16 protein-coding genes are annotated in these 16,838 nt (G+C 64.4%); 7 read left to right on the plus strand and 9 right to left on the minus strand.

The features are described from left to right. Positions 1-231 precede the first annotated feature (231 nt). Positions 232-1,488 carry an aspartate kinase gene (locus N2602_RS02985; RefSeq protein ID WP_212258936.1) on the minus strand — a complete coding sequence of 419 codons (1,257 nt, stop codon included), beginning with the start codon at positions 1,486-1,488 and terminating at the stop codon, positions 232-234. A 153-nt stretch (positions 1,489-1,641) separates the two neighbouring features. Between N2602_RS02985 and N2602_RS02990 the strand changes: the two genes are divergently transcribed. From N2602_RS02990 to N2602_RS03000, 3 genes are all read left to right on the plus strand, one after another. Further along, entirely contained in the window at positions 1,642-2,109 is a 468-nt protein-coding gene (locus tag N2602_RS02990; protein WP_212258935.1) for a PH domain-containing protein, read from the plus strand. Positions 2,110-2,123: 14 nt separating this feature from the next. Next, entirely contained in the window at positions 2,124-2,891 is a 768-nt protein-coding gene (gene ubiG / locus N2602_RS02995) for a bifunctional 2-polyprenyl-6-hydroxyphenol methylase/3-demethylubiquinol 3-O-methyltransferase UbiG (protein ID WP_212258934.1), read from the plus strand. Between the two features lie 102 nt (positions 2,892-2,993). After that, positions 2,994-3,893 (plus strand): EamA family transporter, encoded by a 900-nt coding sequence (locus N2602_RS03000; protein ID WP_212258933.1) that lies wholly within the window; start codon positions 2,994-2,996, stop codon positions 3,891-3,893. Here N2602_RS03000 and N2602_RS03005 read toward each other — a convergent pair. The 4 genes from N2602_RS03005 to N2602_RS03020 are packed head-to-tail and all read right to left on the minus strand — an operon-like array spanning position 3,890 to position 6,364. Beyond that, positions 3,890-4,372, minus strand: a complete 483-nt coding sequence (locus N2602_RS03005) for a DUF1178 family protein (protein WP_212258932.1) — start codon at positions 4,370-4,372, stop codon at positions 3,890-3,892. The genes N2602_RS03000 and N2602_RS03005 overlap by 4 nt on opposite strands. After that, positions 4,369-5,247 carry a carbon-nitrogen hydrolase family protein gene (locus N2602_RS03010; protein WP_260381714.1) on the minus strand — a complete coding sequence of 293 codons (879 nt, stop codon included), beginning with the start codon at positions 5,245-5,247 and terminating at the stop codon, positions 4,369-4,371. Before N2602_RS03010 ends, N2602_RS03005 begins: the two co-directional genes overlap by 4 nt. Next, positions 5,244-5,519, minus strand: a complete 276-nt coding sequence (grxC, locus tag N2602_RS03015) for a glutaredoxin 3 (RefSeq protein WP_172786523.1) — start codon at positions 5,517-5,519, stop codon at positions 5,244-5,246. Before grxC ends, N2602_RS03010 begins: the two co-directional genes overlap by 4 nt. Positions 5,520-5,554: 35 nt before the next feature. Beyond that, positions 5,555-6,364 (minus strand): ComF family protein, encoded by an 810-nt coding sequence (locus N2602_RS03020; RefSeq protein ID WP_260381715.1) that lies wholly within the window; start codon positions 6,362-6,364, stop codon positions 5,555-5,557. A 64-nt stretch (positions 6,365-6,428) separates the two neighbouring features. Between N2602_RS03020 and N2602_RS03025 the strand changes: the two genes are divergently transcribed. Further along, positions 6,429-7,277, plus strand: a complete 849-nt coding sequence (locus N2602_RS03025) for a class I SAM-dependent methyltransferase (protein ID WP_260381716.1) — start codon at positions 6,429-6,431, stop codon at positions 7,275-7,277. Positions 7,278-7,392: 115 nt separating this feature from the next. Here the strand turns inward: N2602_RS03025 and N2602_RS03030 are convergent, their stop codons facing one another. Next, positions 7,393-7,803 carry a (deoxy)nucleoside triphosphate pyrophosphohydrolase gene (locus tag N2602_RS03030; protein WP_172786525.1) on the minus strand — a complete coding sequence of 137 codons (411 nt, stop codon included), beginning with the start codon at positions 7,801-7,803 and terminating at the stop codon, positions 7,393-7,395. A 138-nt stretch (positions 7,804-7,941) separates the two neighbouring features. Between N2602_RS03030 and N2602_RS03035 the strand changes: the two genes are divergently transcribed. Further along, positions 7,942-9,267, plus strand: a complete 1,326-nt coding sequence (locus N2602_RS03035; RefSeq protein WP_260381717.1) for a TadE/TadG family type IV pilus assembly protein — start codon at positions 7,942-7,944, stop codon at positions 9,265-9,267. Between the two features lie 57 nt (positions 9,268-9,324). Here the strand turns inward: N2602_RS03035 and argJ are convergent, their stop codons facing one another. Next, positions 9,325-10,566, minus strand: a complete 1,242-nt coding sequence (argJ, locus tag N2602_RS03040) for a bifunctional glutamate N-acetyltransferase/amino-acid acetyltransferase ArgJ (protein WP_260381718.1) — start codon at positions 10,564-10,566, stop codon at positions 9,325-9,327. 100 nt (positions 10,567-10,666) lie between these two features. Next, positions 10,667-11,575 (minus strand): peptidylprolyl isomerase, encoded by a 909-nt coding sequence (locus tag N2602_RS03045; RefSeq protein ID WP_172786528.1) that lies wholly within the window; start codon positions 11,573-11,575, stop codon positions 10,667-10,669. A gap of 351 nt (positions 11,576-11,926) precedes the next feature. Here N2602_RS03045 and secA point away from each other — a divergent pair, with 351 nt between their 5' ends. Next, positions 11,927-14,767: a preprotein translocase subunit SecA gene (gene secA / locus N2602_RS03050; protein WP_260381719.1), complete on the plus strand. Its 2,841-nt coding sequence runs from the start codon at positions 11,927-11,929 to the stop codon at positions 14,765-14,767. A gap of 137 nt (positions 14,768-14,904) precedes the next feature. Here the strand turns inward: secA and N2602_RS03055 are convergent, their stop codons facing one another. Continuing rightward, the gene (locus tag N2602_RS03055; protein WP_172786530.1) at positions 14,905-15,348 is read right to left on the minus strand and encodes a MarR family winged helix-turn-helix transcriptional regulator; all 444 of its coding nucleotides are present in this window, start codon (positions 15,346-15,348) and stop codon (positions 14,905-14,907) included. A gap of 179 nt (positions 15,349-15,527) precedes the next feature. On the opposite strand from N2602_RS03055, the gene N2602_RS03060 reads away from it, so the two are divergent. Beyond that, complete coding sequence (locus N2602_RS03060; RefSeq protein WP_172786531.1) at positions 15,528-16,712, plus strand: substrate-binding domain-containing protein; 1,185 nt, start codon at positions 15,528-15,530, stop codon at positions 16,710-16,712. Positions 16,713-16,838 lie beyond the last annotated feature (126 nt).

Consider the following 16,838-nt stretch of genomic DNA (forward strand, 5'->3'; position numbering starts at 1 on the left):
CGCCGCCTGAACTGGGACACAGTCTGCGGCAGCCCACCCTGTCCGCCGTATAGCGAATTGAGGCTTGTTTTGCCAAGCAAAACGCCTGCCAAACGCGAAGGTGTGTATACCTTCGCGTTTGCTGCGACCGCTAAGAGAAAATTAGCCTAAGCTTGGTCCGGAAAAGTGCGAAGCGGTTTTCCGGAAAGACCACGCTCAAACGGCAATCTGAAGCGCGACGAGGGTCCCGCTTTAGGCTTGGTCGAGGCCGTAGAGCGTGTGCAGGGTGCGCACCGCAAGCTCGGTATAGGCGGTATCGATCAAAACCGAGAATTTGATCTCGGAGGTTGTAATGGCCCGGATGTTGATGTTCCGTCGGGCGAGCGCCGAGAACGCCTGGGCGGCAACGCCGGCATGGCTGCGCATGCCGCTGCCGATTACCGAGATCTTGGCGACGTCGGTGGCGGTATCGAGCCGCGCATAGCCGATCTTGGCCTTGGCGGCGGTAATCGTGTCCTTGGCACGGGTGAAGTCCGCGGCCGGCACGGTGAAGGTGAGGTCGGTGGTCTTGCCGTCCTCGGAAACATTCTGCACGATCATGTCGACGTTGATGTTGGCATCGGCCAGCGGGCCGAAAATCGAGGCCGCAACGCCGGGCTTGTCCTCGATCTGGCGCACCGAGATCTGAGCCTCGTCCTTGGAGAAGGCGATGCCGGTGACGACGTGGTTTTCCATGATCTCCTCCTCGCCGCAGATCAGGGTGCCGGGCGGCTGGTTGGCATGCGGGTCGATATCCTCGGGCTTGTCGAAGCTCGAGCGGACGAAGATCGGCATGTTGTGGACCATGCCGAGTTCCACCGAGCGGACCTGGAGCACTTTGGCGCCCTGCGAGGCCAGTTCCAGCATGTCCTCGAACGCGATCTTGTCGAGCCTCTTGGCCTTCGGCACGATTCGCGGGTCGGTGGTGTAGACGCCGTCGACGTCGGTGTAGATGTCGCAGCGGTCGGCCTTGACGGCAGCGGCGATCGCCACGGCCGAGGTGTCGGAGCCGCCGCGGCCGAGCGTGGTGATGCGACCCGTCTCGGGGTTGATGCCCTGGAAGCCGGCGATGACCGCGACCTCCTTGCGCTCCCTGAAGCGCTTGATGATCTCGCCGCCGTCGATGTCCTCGATTCGGGCCGAGGCATGGGCGTCGCTGGTCTTGATCGGGATCTGCCAACCCTGCCAGGAGCGGGCCTGGATGCCCATGCCCTGGAGCACGATGGCAAGAAGACCGGACGTCACCTGTTCGCCCGAGGCGACCACGGCGTCATATTCGCGCGCGTCGTGCATCGGTGAGGCCTCGGTGCACCAGGCGACCAGCTCGTTGGTCTTGCCGGCCATCGCCGAGACGACCACGGCCACTTCGTGGCCGGCATCGACCTCACGCTTCACATGGCGTGCGACGTTGCGGATACGTTCGATGTTGGCGACGGACGTGCCGCCGAATTTCATCACGAGGCGGCTCATGACGACGCGTGCATTCCTTCATAAGGATCAGTATGGTGGCCCGCACTGGACGGGTGCCTCGCGGACACCGACCGCGCGTATACAGAGCGACGGGGCCGGGGGCAAGCGGGTTCCTGCGGGGGCCGAGGCGGGGGTAGTGGGTTAACCGAGGTCATGGCGCGTTACATCGACGAGATCCTGCAGCCCGGCGAGCGGGTGCTGTATTCGACCAATGCGCACTGGATCTTCTACTTTCCGGCCATTGTGGCCTGGATCGCGGCGCTGGCCCTGCTCATCCTGTCGCGACAGGCGACCGTCGACTGGCTCGTTCTGCTTTGCCTCGCCGCCGCAGCTCTCGCGGCGCTGGCGGGCCTGTATTGGACCGTGAAGGGCTGGTTCCATCGCTTCACCACCGAGACCGACGTCACCAATCTCAGGGTCGTGCACAAGACCGGCTTCATCAAGCGCCGAACCTTCGAGATGGCGCTGGACAAGGTCGAGAGCGTCGACGTCGACCAGACCATTCTTGGACGTATTCTCAACTACGGCGACGTGACGATTCGCGGCGTCGGCGAGGGGATCGAGACGATCAAGACCATCGCCTCGCCGCTCGCTTTCCGTAGTTCGATCACCACGCGGTAGGACCGCGCCCAACCATGAGCATGCAGCAAAATACTTCCCTCTCCACCCAGCCGGGCTCGACCGTCGACGCCGCCGAGATCGCGAAATTCTCAAAGCTCTCGGCGGAGTGGTGGGACCCGAAGGGCAAGATGGCGCCGCTGCACCGGATCAACCCGCTGCGGCTCGGCTATATCCGCGACGCCGCCTGCCGCAAGTTCGAGCGTAATGTACGAAGCCTGAACTGCCTGGCCGGCCTGCGCGTGCTCGACATCGGCTGCGGCGCCGGCCTGCTCTGCGAGCCGCTGTCGCGCCTCGGAGCGCAGGTCATCGGCATCGATCCCTCCGTGAGCAACATCGCGGCGGCGAAGCTGCATGCCGACAAGAGCCATCTGGCGATCGACTATCGCTGCACCACGGTTGAGGAGATCGACCCGCGCGAGCGCTTCGACATCGTGCTGGCGATGGAAGTGGTCGAGCACGTCACCGACGTCGGCGTCTTCCTGAAGCGTTGCGCCGCGATGCTGAAGCCGAACGGCCTGATGGTGGTCTCGACGCTGAACCGCAACTGGAAGAGTTTTGCGCTCGCCATCGTCGGCGCCGAATACGTGCTGCGCTGGCTGCCGCGTGGCACGCATGAGTGGAACAAGTTCGTCACGCCGGACGAACTGACGAAATACCTGCTCGACAACCGTCTCGTCATTACCGAGCAGACCGGCGTCGTCTACTCGCCCTTCGCCGACAAATGGTCTCTGTCGTCCGACATGGACGTGAACTACATGGTGGTCGCTGAAGCGATGGTGTGAGGCTATCGGTCGGCGCGAGCATCGCTCCTATGACGTGGGCGTGATTGACCTGCTTGAGCGCAAGCGGCAGGTTGACTGTCTCTTCCTCGCGCCCGCCATCCCATGTTCACCATCGCCAGCCTCTGGATTCCCTTCACCATCATTGCCGCGCTCGGGCAGGTCGCGCGCAATGCGATGCAGCGGTCGTTGACCAAGCCGCTGGGGACCTGGGGCGCGACCAATATCCGCTTCCTGTTCGGCTTTCCGTTCTCGCTGCTGTTCTTGGGGTTGGTGCTGCTCGCGACTGGCGATCATCTGAGCGCGCCGCCGACCGTGTTCTGGCCGTGGCTGCTATTGGGCGCGCTTAGCCAGATCGTCGCCACCGGCCTGATGCTGCTCGCGATGAACGACCGCTCCTTCGTCGTGACGACGGCCTACCTGAAGACCGAGGCGATCCAGACCGCGATCTTCGGCTTCGTCTTCCTCGGCGACCACCTGACCTGGCTGAAGGTGCTGGCGATCGTGATCGCCACCATCGGCGTCGTCATCACCGCGCTCCGCCCCGGCGGCGAGAAGAGCTTTGCCGAGCTGAAGCCGACCATCACCGGCCTCGTTGCCGCGGCGGCCTTCGCGCTCTCCGCAGTCGGCTTTCGCGGCGCCATCATCAATGTGCCGGCTGTCTCCTTCGTGACCGCGGCGTCGATCACGCTGGTGCTCGGCCTGTTCGTGCAGACGCTGGTGCTGACGATCTATCTGCTCTGGCGCGCTCCAAAGGTGCTGCAGGCGATCCTCGGCCTGTGGAAGCCCTCGATGCTGGCGGGCTTCACGGGCGCCCTCGCCTCGCAATTCTGGTTCCTGGCATTCGCGCTGACGGCCGCCGCCAATGTCCGAACGCTCGCTTTGGTCGAGGTGCTGTTCGCACAAGCCGTCGCCTACTACTCGTTCAAGCAGCCGATCGCGCGGCGCGAGATTCTTGGCATCGCGCTGATCGTGATCGGCGTGGCGGTGCTGGTGGGGGCCTAATTCCGGTCTTCCGGCAGGGTCGGCAGCGGCGACACCTCGATGCCTTCCTCGATCAGCGACTTCGCTTCTTCGGGCGATGCCTCGCCGTAGATCGGGCGGTGCTCCTTGTCGCCGTAATGCATGGCCCGGGCTTCGTTCGCAAAGCGCTCACCGACATTGTCGGCGTTCTTGACGATGTGATCGCGCAGCTCCTTGAGCTTGGCGCGCAACTCGCGCTCCTGTGCCATCAGCAACGAGGTCGGCCCTGACGGCGCAGCCTCGGGCGTGGTCGCAGCCACGGGCTCCGGCGGCGGCGTGGCGCGCCCGCGCCCCTTCTTGCCGACGATGCGCGGCGCCATGATGGCCTTGCCGACCTTGGCTGAGCCGCAGATCGGGCAGGTCACGAGCTTCCGCCTCACCTGCGAATCATAGGCCGACGAGCTCTGGAACCAGCTCTCGAAGTCATGGTCGCGGTCGCAGCGTAGCGCGTAGCGGATCATGCCGATCCCCGCACGAGGTGCAAATGGTCCGGCCCCGCCTTGGGATCGGAGACGCCGAAGCGGCGGCCGTGCTGGAGCGAGGGAATCGCCCGGCGCGCGGTCTCGACCTTGGCCGGGTCGATCTTGGCCATGATGATGCCCGGCTCGACGTCGCCCTCGGCGAGGATCTCGCCCCAGGGGTCGATGATCAGGGAGTGACCATAGGTCTCGCGCTTGTTCTCGTGCAGGCCTGCCTGCGCCGCGGCAAAGATGAAGCAGCCGGTCTCGATCGCGCGGGCACGCAGCAGCACGTGCCAATGCGCTCCCCCGGTCTTCCGGGTGAAGGCCGACGGCACGGTGATGAAATAGGCGCCGCTTTCGGCCAGCGCGCGGTATAGCGCAGGGAAGCGCACGTCGTAGCAGATCGTCAAGCCGACGCGGCCCCAGGGCAGATCCGAGATCACTGCGGTCTCGCCCGGCTGGTAATTGGCGGATTCGCGATAGCTCTCGCCGTCCGGCAGCTCGATGTCGAACATGTGGATCTTGTCGTAGCTCGCGAGCACGTTGCCCTCGGGCCCGATCAGGAAGGAGCGGTTGACCGCCTTCTCCGGCGAAAAGCGCAGCGCCAGCGAGCCGACATGGAGGTGAATTTTCAGCTCCGCCGCGAGCGCCCGGTAGGCCCTTAGCGAGGTGTCGTCCTCTTCGCTCTGGAGATGCTCGAACAGCGCCTTGCGGTTCAGCTGCATCATGTTGCTGACTTCGGGCGTCTGCACGTAATCGGCGCCATTGGCCGCAGCCTGCCGGATCAGCTTCGTGGCCTGCTCGAGGCTCGGCCCGGGCATCAGGCCGGTGCGCATCTGCACCATGGCGGCCGTGAACGTGCGGTTCTCGCTCATGACGTAGCCTTCACGCTTTCGAGCATGCCATCGAGCTTGCCTTCGCGATCGAGCGCATAGAGGTCGTCGCAGCCGCCGACATGGGTGCCGCCGATCCAGATCTGCGGGAATGTCGAACCTTGGCCGGCGCGGCCGTACATTTCCTGGCGCCAGGACGGGTTCTTGGCGACGTCGAATTCGGTGAAGGTCGCCTTCTTGCGGGTCAGCAGCGACTTGGCGGCGGAACAATAGCCGCAGCCCGGCCGGGTGTAGATCTCGACAGCAGCAGTCATTTCGTCTGGCGCTCTCATGTCATGAATTCGTTGAATTATATGGGACGGGGGCCGCTCTCGACAACCCGGGCAAAGACCAGCACGTCGACCTGGGCCGCCTTGGCGCGGAGCAGGGCTCGCGCGCAGGCATCGAGCGTCGCCCCTGACGTCAGGACATCGTCGATCAGGACAACGCGGCGGCCCTGGACCTCGGCCTGCCGGTCGGGAGATACCTGGAATGCGCCCTGCACATTGGTGGCGCGCTGGGCACGCGACAGGCCGACCTGCTGCTCGGTGGCACGCACCCGCCGCAGCACGTCGCCTGCTACCTTGACCCCGCTCTGCCGCTCGATCACACGGGCGAGGGCTCCGGACTGGTTGTAGCGGCGCCGCCAGGCCCGCCGCCAATGCAGGGGCACGGGCACCAGCATGTCGGCGCCGGTCAGCAACTCGCGGCCCGCGCGCGCCATCCAGCGGCCTATGGCAGGCGCCAGATCGGTGCGGTCCTGGTATTTCAGCGCATGCACCAGCGAGCGCGCGACGTCGTCGTAGCGCACCGCCGCGCGCGCCCCCTGGTAGGCCGGCGGGCTCGCGATCGCCTCCATCGACAGCATGTCGGGGCCGGGGTCATAGACGAAGGGGATGCCGAGCCGCGGGCAATAGGGCCGTTCGATGAACGACAGCCGCGCCCAGCACGAAGCGCAAACGCCTTCGCCCTCGACCGGCTCGTGGCAGGATACGCACTGTGTCGGCAGCGCGATGTCGAGCGCCAGCCGCGCCGCCCGCGTCAGCACGTGGCGGCCGGCCGTCCACGTGGCTCGAAGCGGTGCGACGATGGAACGGGAAGGGACGGTGTTAGCTTCCATGTGGGGAGGCTAGCGTTGTACGCAGCGGATTGCCAGAACCGTGGAGATCGGCGTAACCAGCGGCATGGCCCAACCCCCTCAAACCCCGCCTGCTTTGTTCGATCGCGCCTTGCTGCACGCGCGGCAGCGGCGTGCGCAGGCGCAGGGTCCCGTGAGCTTCCTGCTCGATCGCGTTGCCGAGGACATGTCAGACCGGTTGGCGGCGGTGATGCGGGAGTTTCACGCTCCCGCCGACCTCTGGACGCCCGGCGCGGGCCTGGTGGCGTTGCGCACGCGGCTTCCTTCCATCGAGCACATCGCGCTCGACGCGGCCGGCGCGGAGAAGCTTCCCTTCGCGCCGGAAAGCCTGGACCTCCTCGTCTCGGCGCTGGCGCTGCAATTCGTCAACGACCTGCCGGGCGTGCTGGCGCAGATCCGGCGGGCGCTGAAGCCGGACGGCCTGCTGCTTGCCGCGATGATCGGCGGCGACAGCCTCACCGAGCTGCGGCAGGCCTTTGCGGCGGCGGAAGCCGAATGCGAGGGCGGCGTGTCGCCGCGTGTCGCACCGTTTGCGGACCTCCGCGATGTCGGCGCGCTGCTGCAGCGCGCCGGCTTTGCCTTGCCGGTGACCGACGTCGATCGTGTCGTGGTGCGCTACGGCAATGCGTTCGCCTTGATGCAGGATCTCCGCCGCATGGGCGCGGCCAATGTGCTGATCGAGCGGCGCCGCATACCGAGCCGCCGCGCGACGCTGCTGCGGATGGCCGAAATCTACGCCGAGCGCTTTGCCGACGCTGACGGTCGCATCCGTGCGACGTTCGACATCGTCTGGCTCTCGGGCTGGGCCCCGCATGCGAGCCAGCAGCAGCCGCTCAAGCCGGGCTCGGCGAAAGCGAGCCTGGCGGAGGCGGTGAAGAAGGCCGGGAAGGAGTGATGTATGTCCCGGACGCGCTGCAGCGTTCTTACGCTGCTGCGCAGAGTCGGGACCCAGTCTGCGACCTGTGCCCCGGCTCTGCAGCGCTTCGCGCTTCGTCCGGGGCACACTGCAATCACATCAGCAAATCGATCAGATGCGGGATCAGCGGAATATCCGCCGGCGGCATCGGGTAGTCGCGCAGCTTGTTGGCGCGGACCCAGGCAAGGTTCTGGCCTTCGCGTGCGGTGACCATTCCCTCCCAACGCCGGCAGATGTAGAGCGGCATCAGGAGATGGAAGGTCTCATAAGCGTAGCTGGCGAAGGTCAACGGCGCGAGGCACGGCTCGGCGACTTCGATGCCGAGCTCCTCATGCAGCTCGCGGATCAGGCTCTGCTCCGGCCGCTCGCCCGGTTCGCACTTGCCGCCGGGGAATTCCCAAAGGCCCGCCAGCGCCTTGCCTTCGGGGCGCTGCGCGATCAGGACGCGTTTGTCGGCGTCGACGAGCGCGCAGGCCACCACCAGTGTCAGTTTGAGATCGGCCATGCGTGGTCGTCGCTCGCTGATGATCGTCCGCAACGGTTTGTTAACCTCGTTGCGGTCCATGTTTCCAAGGTCTCCATAAGTCATATTTAATCCACGGTTCCTAGTGTGGGAACGCTTAAACCACACCAGGTCCGACCCATGCGCACTGCGCTTTCCGTTCTCTTCCGCCGGTTCGTCCACGACCGGCGCGGCAATATCGCGGTGATTTTCGCTCTCGCCTGCGTTCCCGTGATCAGTGCGATCGGCTGCGCCATCGATTATTCGCGCGCGACGCTGACCCGGTCCAAGCTTCAGGCTGCCGCCGATGCGGCCAGTGTCGGCTCGATCGCCAAGGCCTCGCCCGGCTTCAAGGCCGCCGGCAACATGACTGCGGACGGCTCCATTTCGGTCGGCGTTACGGACGCCCAGAACATCTTCGATGCCAATCGCGCCAATCTGACCGGCTACACGCTGACGGGCCTCACGCCGACCGTGGTCAAGTCCGGCTCGACCGTCACTGCGACGGTTTCGTTCACCGCAACTATGAACACCATGTTTCTCGGCGTGATCGGCAAGTCCGCGATGACCTTGAGTGGCACGTCGAAGGCGACGGCCAGCATGCCGCTCTATATCGATTTCTATCTGCTGCTGGACAATTCTCCGTCGATGGGTGTCGGCGCGACGCCGAGCGACGTGCAGAAGATGGTCAACAACACGTCCGATAAGTGCGCTTTCGCCTGCCACGACCTCAACGACAAGAACAATTATTACGACCTGGCCAAGAAGCTTGGCGTGACCACCCGGATCGACGTACTTCGGAGCGCCACGCAGTCCTTGATGGATACGGCAAACGCCACTCAGACCTATTCAAACCAGTTCAGAATGGCGATCTATGATTTCGGCGGCTCTGCAAGCTCGCTCGGTCTGCGCAGTCTGTTTTCGTTGTCGTCCTCTCTCTCCAGCGCCAAAACGGCGGCCGGCAACATCGACTTGATGTCGGTGAACGGCCAGAACGAGAATAACGATCAGGATACCCCATTCACCGCGGTCTTTCCTGCGATCAACGGCCAGATCAGCTCCCCCGGAAGCGGCACCTCGTCCAGTCCGCTCAAATACCTGTTCTTCGTGTCTGATGGCGTCGCCGACGAGAGTAACACCGGGTGCCTGAAACCGCTCTCGGGCAGCACGCGCTGCCAGTCACCGCTCAACCCTGCGCTTTGCAAGACGATGAAGGATCGCGGCATCAAGATCGCTGTGTTGTACACGACCTATCTCGCGCTGCCGACCAACTCCTGGTACATGAAATGGATCGACCCGTTCAATGCCGGCCCCTATGGCCCGTCGCCGAACAGCCAGATCGCACAGAACATGGAGAGCTGCGCTTCGCCGGGCCTGTATTTTGAGGTCAGCCCGACGCAGGGCATCTCGGACGCCATGAACGCGCTGTTCAAGAAGGCGGTTGCCGACGCAAGGATCTCGGGGTGATTGCTTGGACGCATTCCGGGTTCTCGCTTCGCGAGCCCCGGAATGACACCGTGAGGCCTACGACCTGTAATCCCCGTTGATCGCCACATATTCCTTGGTGAGGTCGCAGGTCATGACGCGGTCGCGGCCCTTGCCGAGGCCGAGCGAGACCAGAATCGCGATTTCAGGCGCCTTCATCGCTTCCGACACCTGGGCCTCGTCATAGGACGGATCGCGCGCGCCGCTCTTGGCGACGCGGATGCCGTTGAAGGAGATCGAGAGCTTGTCGCGGTCGGCGGGTTCGCCGGCCTTGCCGACGGCCATCACCACGCGGCCCCAATTGGCGTCCTCCCCGGCGATCGCGGTCTTCACCAGCGGCGAGTTGGCGATCGACATCGCGATCTTGCGGGCGGAGGCCTTGGTCTTGGCGCCCTCGACGGTGATCTTGACCAGCTTGCGCGCGCCTTCGCCGTCGCGGGCGACCTGCTCGGCGAGATTGGCGAGCACCTGGTTGAAGGCCTTGACGAAGGTCTTCAGGCGCGGATCGCTGGCGCGGCTGATCTTCGGTGCGCCATGCGCGGCGGCAGCGCCGGTCGCAAACGCCAGCAGCGTGTCGGAGGTCGAGGTGTCGCCGTCGATCGTCACCGCATTGAACGTGTCCTCGACGCCGGCCTTGAGCAGGGCCTGCAGTGCGGCGGGCGCGATCGGCGCGTCGGTGAAGATGAAGGACAGCATCGTCGCCATGTCGGGTGCGATCATGCCGGCGCCCTTGGCCATGCCGTTGATGGTGACCTTGGCCTTGCCGAGCTTGACGGTCGCGGTCGCGACCTTCGGGAAGGTGTCGGTGGTCATGATCGCCCTGGCCGCGGCGAGATAATCGCCGGGCTCGGCGGTTTCGGCGAGACGGCCGAGCACGCCGTCGAACTTGGTGGCGTCCAGCGGCTCGCCGATCACCCCGGTCGAGGCCAGGAAGATCTCGCTCTCGCTGCAGCCGACCGCCTTCGCCGCGATCTTCGCGGTCAGCGCGGTCGAGGCGCGGCCGGTCTTGCCGGTGAAGGCGTTGGCATTGCCGGAATTGACGACGAGCGCGCGCGCCTTGCCGCCCTTCAGCTTGGCGCGGCACCATTCCACCGGGGCCGAGGGGCACTTCGACTTGGTGAAGACGCCGGCGACCGCAGTGCCCTTGTCCATCACCGCCAGCAGCACGTCGGTGCGGTTCTTGTAGCGGATGCCGGCTTCGGCCGTCGCAAGACGGACGCCCGCGATCACGGGCATATCAGGGACGGTTTTGGGGGCGAGGGGAGAGACGGAGGAGGACATCGCGGGCGCCTTGGTAGGGTCTGGACATGCAGATGGCCGGGGGAGCCCCGGCCATTGCGACGTTAGATACTCTTGGCGTCCGCGAAGTGACAGCGAATTCTTACTTCTTCGCCGGCGGCGCCATCTTGCTGTCTGACGGCTTGGCGTCCTTGGAGGCATCCGCCGCCGGCTGGTCCAGCCGTTCGACCTTGGCTTCGGTGCGCAGCTTGGCGACATACTCGGCCTGGGCCTTGCGGGTCACGTACTGCTCGATCTGGGCCTTGACCTGCTCGAAATCGGGCGCCTTGCGGCTGCGCTTTTCCTCGACCTTGATGATGTGCCAGCCGAACTGCGACTTCACGGGGTCGGAGATCTTGCCGGGTTCCAGCGAGAAGGCCACGGCCGAGAATTCCGGCACCATCTGCTCCTTGGTGAAGAAGCCGAGGTCGCCGCCGTCGGCGGAGCCCGGATCCTTGGACTTCTTCTTGGCGAGCTCGGCGAAATCGGCGCCCTTCTCGAGCTCGGCCTTCACCGCCTTGGCCTCATCCTCGGTCTCGACCAGGATGTGGCGGGCGCGCACCTCCTGCTCGCCGGTGATCTGCTTGGAAGCCTCCTCATAGACCTTCTTCATGGCGTCCGGCGTGGTGGCGGCCTTGCCCTCGTTGGCGAGCAGGCTGTCCATCAGAAGCCGGTTGCGGGCGAAGGCGAGCCGCTTCTTGAACTCCTCGCTGTCGGCGATTTTCTTGTCTTCGGCAGCCTTGCTGACGATCTTCATGTCGATCAGGAACGAGAGGACGTTCTCATCCTTGGTCGCCGGGTCCATCTGGGCGAGGCTCGGCCCGAGCTCCTCCTCGGCCATGGTGACGTCGCTCTTCTTGATTTCCGCGCCGTTGACCTTCGCCAGCACCGGATCATCGGCGGCCCGGAGCGGGCCCGCAAACGCCAGGGACAGCGCCAGGGCGAGGCTGCCAGCCAGGGCGGACGCGTTGCGGAAGCGCTGGCCGGTGATTACCGGGAACGAGGCGGTCATGGAAAATCCTTATGTTGAAGCAGGGGGCTGCTCGAGCGGGGCGGACACTCGCCCAATCAGGGGGGCTTGGCAACGCGAAAAGTCTGTCAAAATGATGAATTAGCCGCAATGCGCCCGCCGTTGACAAGGCCCTGACCGGGCCATATCTCTGCCCGATCGCGACCATGGCGATGGCGTTTATTTTGCTGCGTTTTTGGCCGTTGAACCCAGACTTGCCCAATTCCCACCCATATGGCGGATGACCCCGCAGTCCGGGCTCTGACGCCGCGAAGCGTCACGGTGAGTTGATAGGCAGGCGGGGAACAACTTCTTGGGCCCAACGCGGTTAAATCGCGAACACAGGAACTAGGCATGATCGGCGCGCTCGCCCGCAAGTTTTTCGGCTCCGCCAACGACCGGCGGGTGAAGGGATATCAGTCCCGCGTCAACGCGATCAACGCGCTGGAGCCTGAGCTCGCCAAGCTTTCCGACGAGGCGCTCAAGGCCCGCACCGCGGAATTCAAGCAGCAGCTCGCGAACGGCAAGACGCTCGACGACTTGCTGGTCCCCGCCTTCGCCACCGTGCGCGAGGCCGCCAAGCGCACGCTCGGCCAGCGCCATTTCGACGTCCAGCTGATCGGCGGCATGGTGCTGCACGAGGGCGACATCGCCGAGATGAAGACCGGCGAAGGCAAGACGCTGGTCGCAACGCTTGCGGTGTATCTGAACGCGCTCGCCGGCAAGGGCGTCCACGTCGTCACCGTCAACGACTACCTCGCCCGCCGCGACTCCGGCTGGATGGGTCAGATCTACAGCTTCCTCGGCATGACCACCGGCGTCATCGTGCACGGCCTCGACGATGCCGAGCGCAAGGCGGCCTATGCCTGCGACATCACCTACGGCACCAACAACGAATACGGCTTCGACTATCTCCGCGACAACATGAAGTACCGGCTCGAGGACATGGTCCAGCGGCCGCACTTCTTCGCCATCGTCGACGAAGTCGACTCCATCCTGATCGACGAAGCGCGCACGCCACTGATCATCTCCGGTCCGCTCGACGATCGCTCCGACTTCTACAACACCATCGACGGCTTCCTGCCCAAGCTCGACAAGACCGACTACGAGGTCGACGAGAAGCAGCGCACGGTGACGCTGACCGAAGGCGGCATGGAGAAGATCGAGACGCTGCTGCGCGATGCCGGCCAGCTCAAGGGCGAATCGCTCTACGACGTCGAGAACGTCTCCGTCGTGCACCACATCAACCAGGCCCTGCGCGCCCACACGCTGTTTACGCGCGACAAGGACTACATCGTCCGCGACAACGAGGTCGTCATCATCGACGAATTCACCGGCCGCATGATGCCGGGCCGCCGCTATTCGGAAGGCCTGCACCAGGCGCTGGAGGCCAAGGAGCACGTCCAGGTCCAGCCCGAGAACCAGACGCTGGCCTCGATCACCTTCCAGAACTACTTCCGCATGTACGAGAAGCTGGCGGGCATGACCGGCACCGCCGCGACCGAAGCGGATGAATTGTTCGACATCTATAAGCTCGAGGTCGTGGAGATCCCGACCAATCTGTCGATCGCGCGCCTCGACGAGGACGACGAGGTCTATCGCACCCACAAGGAAAAATATCAGGCCATCCTCGCCGAGATCGAGCGGGCCAATGCGCGGCTGCAGCCGGTGCTGGTCGGTACCGCCTCGATCGAGAAGTCGGAAGTGCTGGCCGATTTCCTCAAGAAGAACGGCTATAAGCAGATCGATTTCGGCAAGGAGGGCGCGCTCGACAAGCTCTATGCCGCCGCCCGCGCCGGCAAGCCGGCCAAGCTGTTCGCGGTGCTGAACGCGCGCTTCCACGAGCAGGAAGCCTATATCGTCGCAGAGGCCGGCGTGCCCGGCGCGATCACGATCGCCACCAACATGGCCGGCCGCGGCACCGACATCAAGCTCGGCGGCTCCCTCGAGATGCGCATCCAGCAGGAAACGGCCGGCTTCACCGACGAAGCCGAGAAGGCCAAGAAGATCGAGCAGATCAAGGCCGACATCGAGCATTTCCGCGACATCGTGCTGAAGGCCGAGGAGACCGTCGAGGTCGAGCCGGCCAAGGGAAGCAAGCCCGCCAAGACCGTGAAGAAGCCCGGCGGCCTCTACATCATCGGCTCCGAGCGCCACGAATCCCGCCGCATCGACAACCAGCTGCGCGGCCGTTCCGGCCGTCAGGGCGACCCCGGCCGCTCGAAGTTCTTCCTGTCGCTGGAAGACGATCTGATGCGCATCTTCGGCTCGGATCGCCTCGACAGCATGCTGCAGCGTCTCGGCCTGCAAGAGGGCGAGGCCATCATCCATCCCTGGATCAACAAGGCGCTGGAGAAGGCGCAGCAGAAGGTCGAGGCGCGCAACTTCGACATCCGCAAGAACCTCCTCAAGTTCGACAACGTCCAGAACGACCAGCGCAAGGTGATCTTCGATCAGCGCGTCGAGCTGATGAAGGACGAGAGCGTCGCCGAGACGGTCGCCGACATGCGCCACGCCTTCATCGACGACCTCGTCGCCAAGCACGTCCCCGAGCATGCCTATGCCGAGCAGTGGGACGTCGCGGGTCTGAAGGACGAATTGAAGCGCGTGCTCGATCTCGACCTGCCGGTCGACGAATGGGCCAAGGAAGAGGGCATCGCCGACGAGGAGCTGCTCAACCGCATCGAGACCAAGGCCGACGAGCACATGGCGGCGAAGGTCGCGCAATGGGGTCCCGACGTGATGCGTTACGTCGAGAAGACCATCCTCTTGCAGACGCTCGACCATCTCTGGCGCGAGCACCTGATCATGCTCGACCATCTGCGCCAGGTCATCGGCCTGCGCGGCTACGGCCAGCGCGATCCCTTGCAGGAGTACAAGACCGAAGCCTTCAATCTCTTCCAGGAGATGAGCGCTCACTTGCGCGAGGCGGTCACGGCGCAGCTGATGCGTGTCGAGATCGTCCCGCCGGAGCAGGAAGCCCCGGTGCTGCCGCCGATGGAGGCGCACAAGTTCGATCCGAACACCGGCGAAGACGAGATGGCCCTCGCCAGCGTCACCCTCGGCGCCCAGGCTACCGACGCTGCGCTGCGCGATCCGAAGAACCCGACGAGCTGGGGCAAGGTCGGCCGTAACGAGGACTGCCCGTGCGGTAGCGGCAAGAAGTACAAGCACTGCCACGGGCGGTATGCGTAGTGATTAGGTGATGCTGTCATGCCCCGCGAAGGCGGGGCATCAAGTACGCCCCAGCCTTTCGGCTCAATCACAATCGTCTCTGGAATACTGGATCGCCCGCCTCCGCGGGCGATGACAGTTGAGGGTGTAGCTCGCGCTCAATTCGAGCTATCGATCAAGCTCTCCAGCAGCCGCTTCAATTCGCTCGTCGATTTGTCGCCGTAGCTCTCCAGGATGTGCTCCTCCTGGTCGACCGCGAGCGAGTTGAGCTTCTTGCACAGCACCTTGCCGCGGTCGGAGATGAACATCAGCACCTTGCGGCGGTCGTTCGGGTCCTGCACGCGATAGACCAGCGTGTCGGAGACCATGCGGTCGATCATCTTGGTCAGCGTCGGATGGTTGAGCAGCACGGCGTCAGCAAGCTCGCCCATCGAATGGCCCTCGCCATCCGACAGCACTTTCAGGATGCGCCATTGCTCGACCGGCACGCCTTCCTTGCTCAACCGCAATTCGAGCTGCCGGTTGATCTCCCGGTTGGCTTGCGCGAGCAGGTAGGCGAGATGTTCGGTGATCGGGGAGTTTTCTTTCGACGGTTTTGCCACGGCTAAGACTTCGTCTTGACCCAAATGAGTGAATGTCTTGCAAACAATGCTGCATCTATATGCACTTCAATTCTTGAATATTCAATATTTTCAAAATAGGATCATTGCCCAACAAAAGGGCGGAAGCCGCGGCCGCCTGCTCAATGTGCTTTCAAGTCTGGTCTCAGACAGGAGTTGGCGTGCACGCGACGGTAAACTTCCCGGCTCACGGCGGCCCGGCGTTGCCGCCGTCCTTGCTGTTCAGGAATTTGTCGTCATCGGCGGCGGATTTCGACCTGTCTCCGGTCGATGCGCATTTCATGAGGCGGCGCGGCGCGCGCAGCAAGCTGCGCATCGGCAATTTCCTCACCTTCACCGGCTCGCCCGGGATCTGGGGCCCGACCTCCACCAACAGCGCGATGCTGGCGGTTGCCGAGATCAACAAGCGCGGCGGCATTCTCGGCCGCGAGCTCGAACTGTCGATCTACGATTCCGGCGGACCGATCGAGGAGGTGGTGCGCCGTGCCGAGCAGGCGATCGCACTCGACGAGGTCGACCTCATTATGGGCTCGCATATCAGCGCGGTCCGCGTCGCACTGCGCAAGGTCACCGGCAACCGCATCCCCTACATCTACACGCCCGTCTATGAAGGCGGCGAGCGCACGCCGGGCGTCATGGCGATCGGTGAGACGCCGCGCTGGCAGAGCCGGCCGGCGATCCATTGGCTCGCGGACGTCAAGAAGGCGGCGCGCTGGTACCTGATCGGCAGCGACTACGTCTGGCCCTGGCAGTCGCATCGCGCGGTCAAGCGCTACATCAAGGAGGCGGGCGGCCAGGTCGTCGGCGAGGAGTTCGTACCCGTAGGCGAGGACAATCACGAGCCGCATCTGGCGCGGATCCGTGCCGCCAAGCCGGATGTGGTGCTGATCTCGCTGATCGGCACCGACAGCATCACCTTCAACCGCGCCTTCGCCGAAGCGGGACTTGCCACCTCGACGTTGCGGCTTGCAGGTGCGATGGACGAGACCGTGCTGCTCGGCATCGGTGCCGACAACACCGAGAATCTGTTCTGCGCCTCCGGCTATTTCAACGGCCTGGTCTCGCGCGCCAATGACGAGTTCCTCGGTGCCTATTATTCCATGTTCGGTGCCAACGCGCCGCCGGTCGGCTCCGTCGGTCAGTCGAACTATGAGGGGCTGCGCTTCCTGGAATCCGTCGCCAACCGCGCCGGATCATTGGCCTTTCGTCCGCTGCTGAAGGCCGCGCGGAACACCGTCTACTCGGCGGGTCGCGGTCCCGTAACGCTTCGCGACGGACGCGCCGAGATGCCGATGTACCTCGCTGAAGCCGACGGTCTCGACTTCAAGATCATCAAGACGCTCTGAGCGACGGCTGCCGATAGGCCGCAGCGCTTTCGCGAAATAATACTTGAAAAGGAAAATATTTCCGTCTCTAGTAACCACGTGAAGCCGGTTGACCCGCACCCCCAAGGCGCGGGCGAGAGGCTTCCA

Source organism: Bradyrhizobium sp. NC92, from assembly GCF_025200865.1.
Lineage (GTDB): Bacteria > Pseudomonadota > Alphaproteobacteria > Rhizobiales > Xanthobacteraceae > Bradyrhizobium.

Bases quoted from the DNA above. Each gene is read 5' to 3' on its own strand.
- N2602_RS03030 (WP_172786525.1), bottom strand. From the start codon at position 7,803: ATGGCCGATCTCAAACTGACACTGGTGGTGGCCTGCGCGCTCGTCGAC.
- N2602_RS03005 (WP_212258932.1), bottom strand. From the start codon at position 4,372: ATGATCCGCTACGCGCTACGCTGCGACCGCGACCATGACTTCGAGAGC.
- secA (WP_260381719.1), top strand. From the start codon at position 11,927: ATGATCGGCGCGCTCGCCCGCAAGTTTTTCGGCTCCGCCAACGACCGG.
- N2602_RS03025 (WP_260381716.1), top strand. From the start codon at position 6,429: ATGGCCCAACCCCCTCAAACCCCGCCTGCTTTGTTCGATCGCGCCTTG.
- N2602_RS02990 (WP_212258935.1), top strand. From the start codon at position 1,642: ATGGCGCGTTACATCGACGAGATCCTGCAGCCCGGCGAGCGGGTGCTG.
- N2602_RS03045 (WP_172786528.1), bottom strand. From the start codon at position 11,575: ATGACCGCCTCGTTCCCGGTAATCACCGGCCAGCGCTTCCGCAACGCG.
- N2602_RS02985 (WP_212258936.1), bottom strand. From the start codon at position 1,488: ATGAGCCGCCTCGTGATGAAATTCGGCGGCACGTCCGTCGCCAACATC.
- N2602_RS03020 (WP_260381715.1), bottom strand. From the start codon at position 6,364: ATGGAAGCTAACACCGTCCCTTCCCGTTCCATCGTCGCACCGCTTCGA.
- N2602_RS03010 (WP_260381714.1), bottom strand. From the start codon at position 5,247: ATGAGCGAGAACCGCACGTTCACGGCCGCCATGGTGCAGATGCGCACC.
- N2602_RS03035 (WP_260381717.1), top strand. From the start codon at position 7,942: ATGCGCACTGCGCTTTCCGTTCTCTTCCGCCGGTTCGTCCACGACCGG.
- ubiG (WP_212258934.1), top strand. From the start codon at position 2,124: ATGAGCATGCAGCAAAATACTTCCCTCTCCACCCAGCCGGGCTCGACC.
- argJ (WP_260381718.1), bottom strand. From the start codon at position 10,566: ATGTCCTCCTCCGTCTCTCCCCTCGCCCCCAAAACCGTCCCTGATATG.
- grxC (WP_172786523.1), bottom strand. From the start codon at position 5,519: ATGACTGCTGCTGTCGAGATCTACACCCGGCCGGGCTGCGGCTATTGT.
- N2602_RS03000 (WP_212258933.1), top strand. From the start codon at position 2,994: ATGTTCACCATCGCCAGCCTCTGGATTCCCTTCACCATCATTGCCGCG.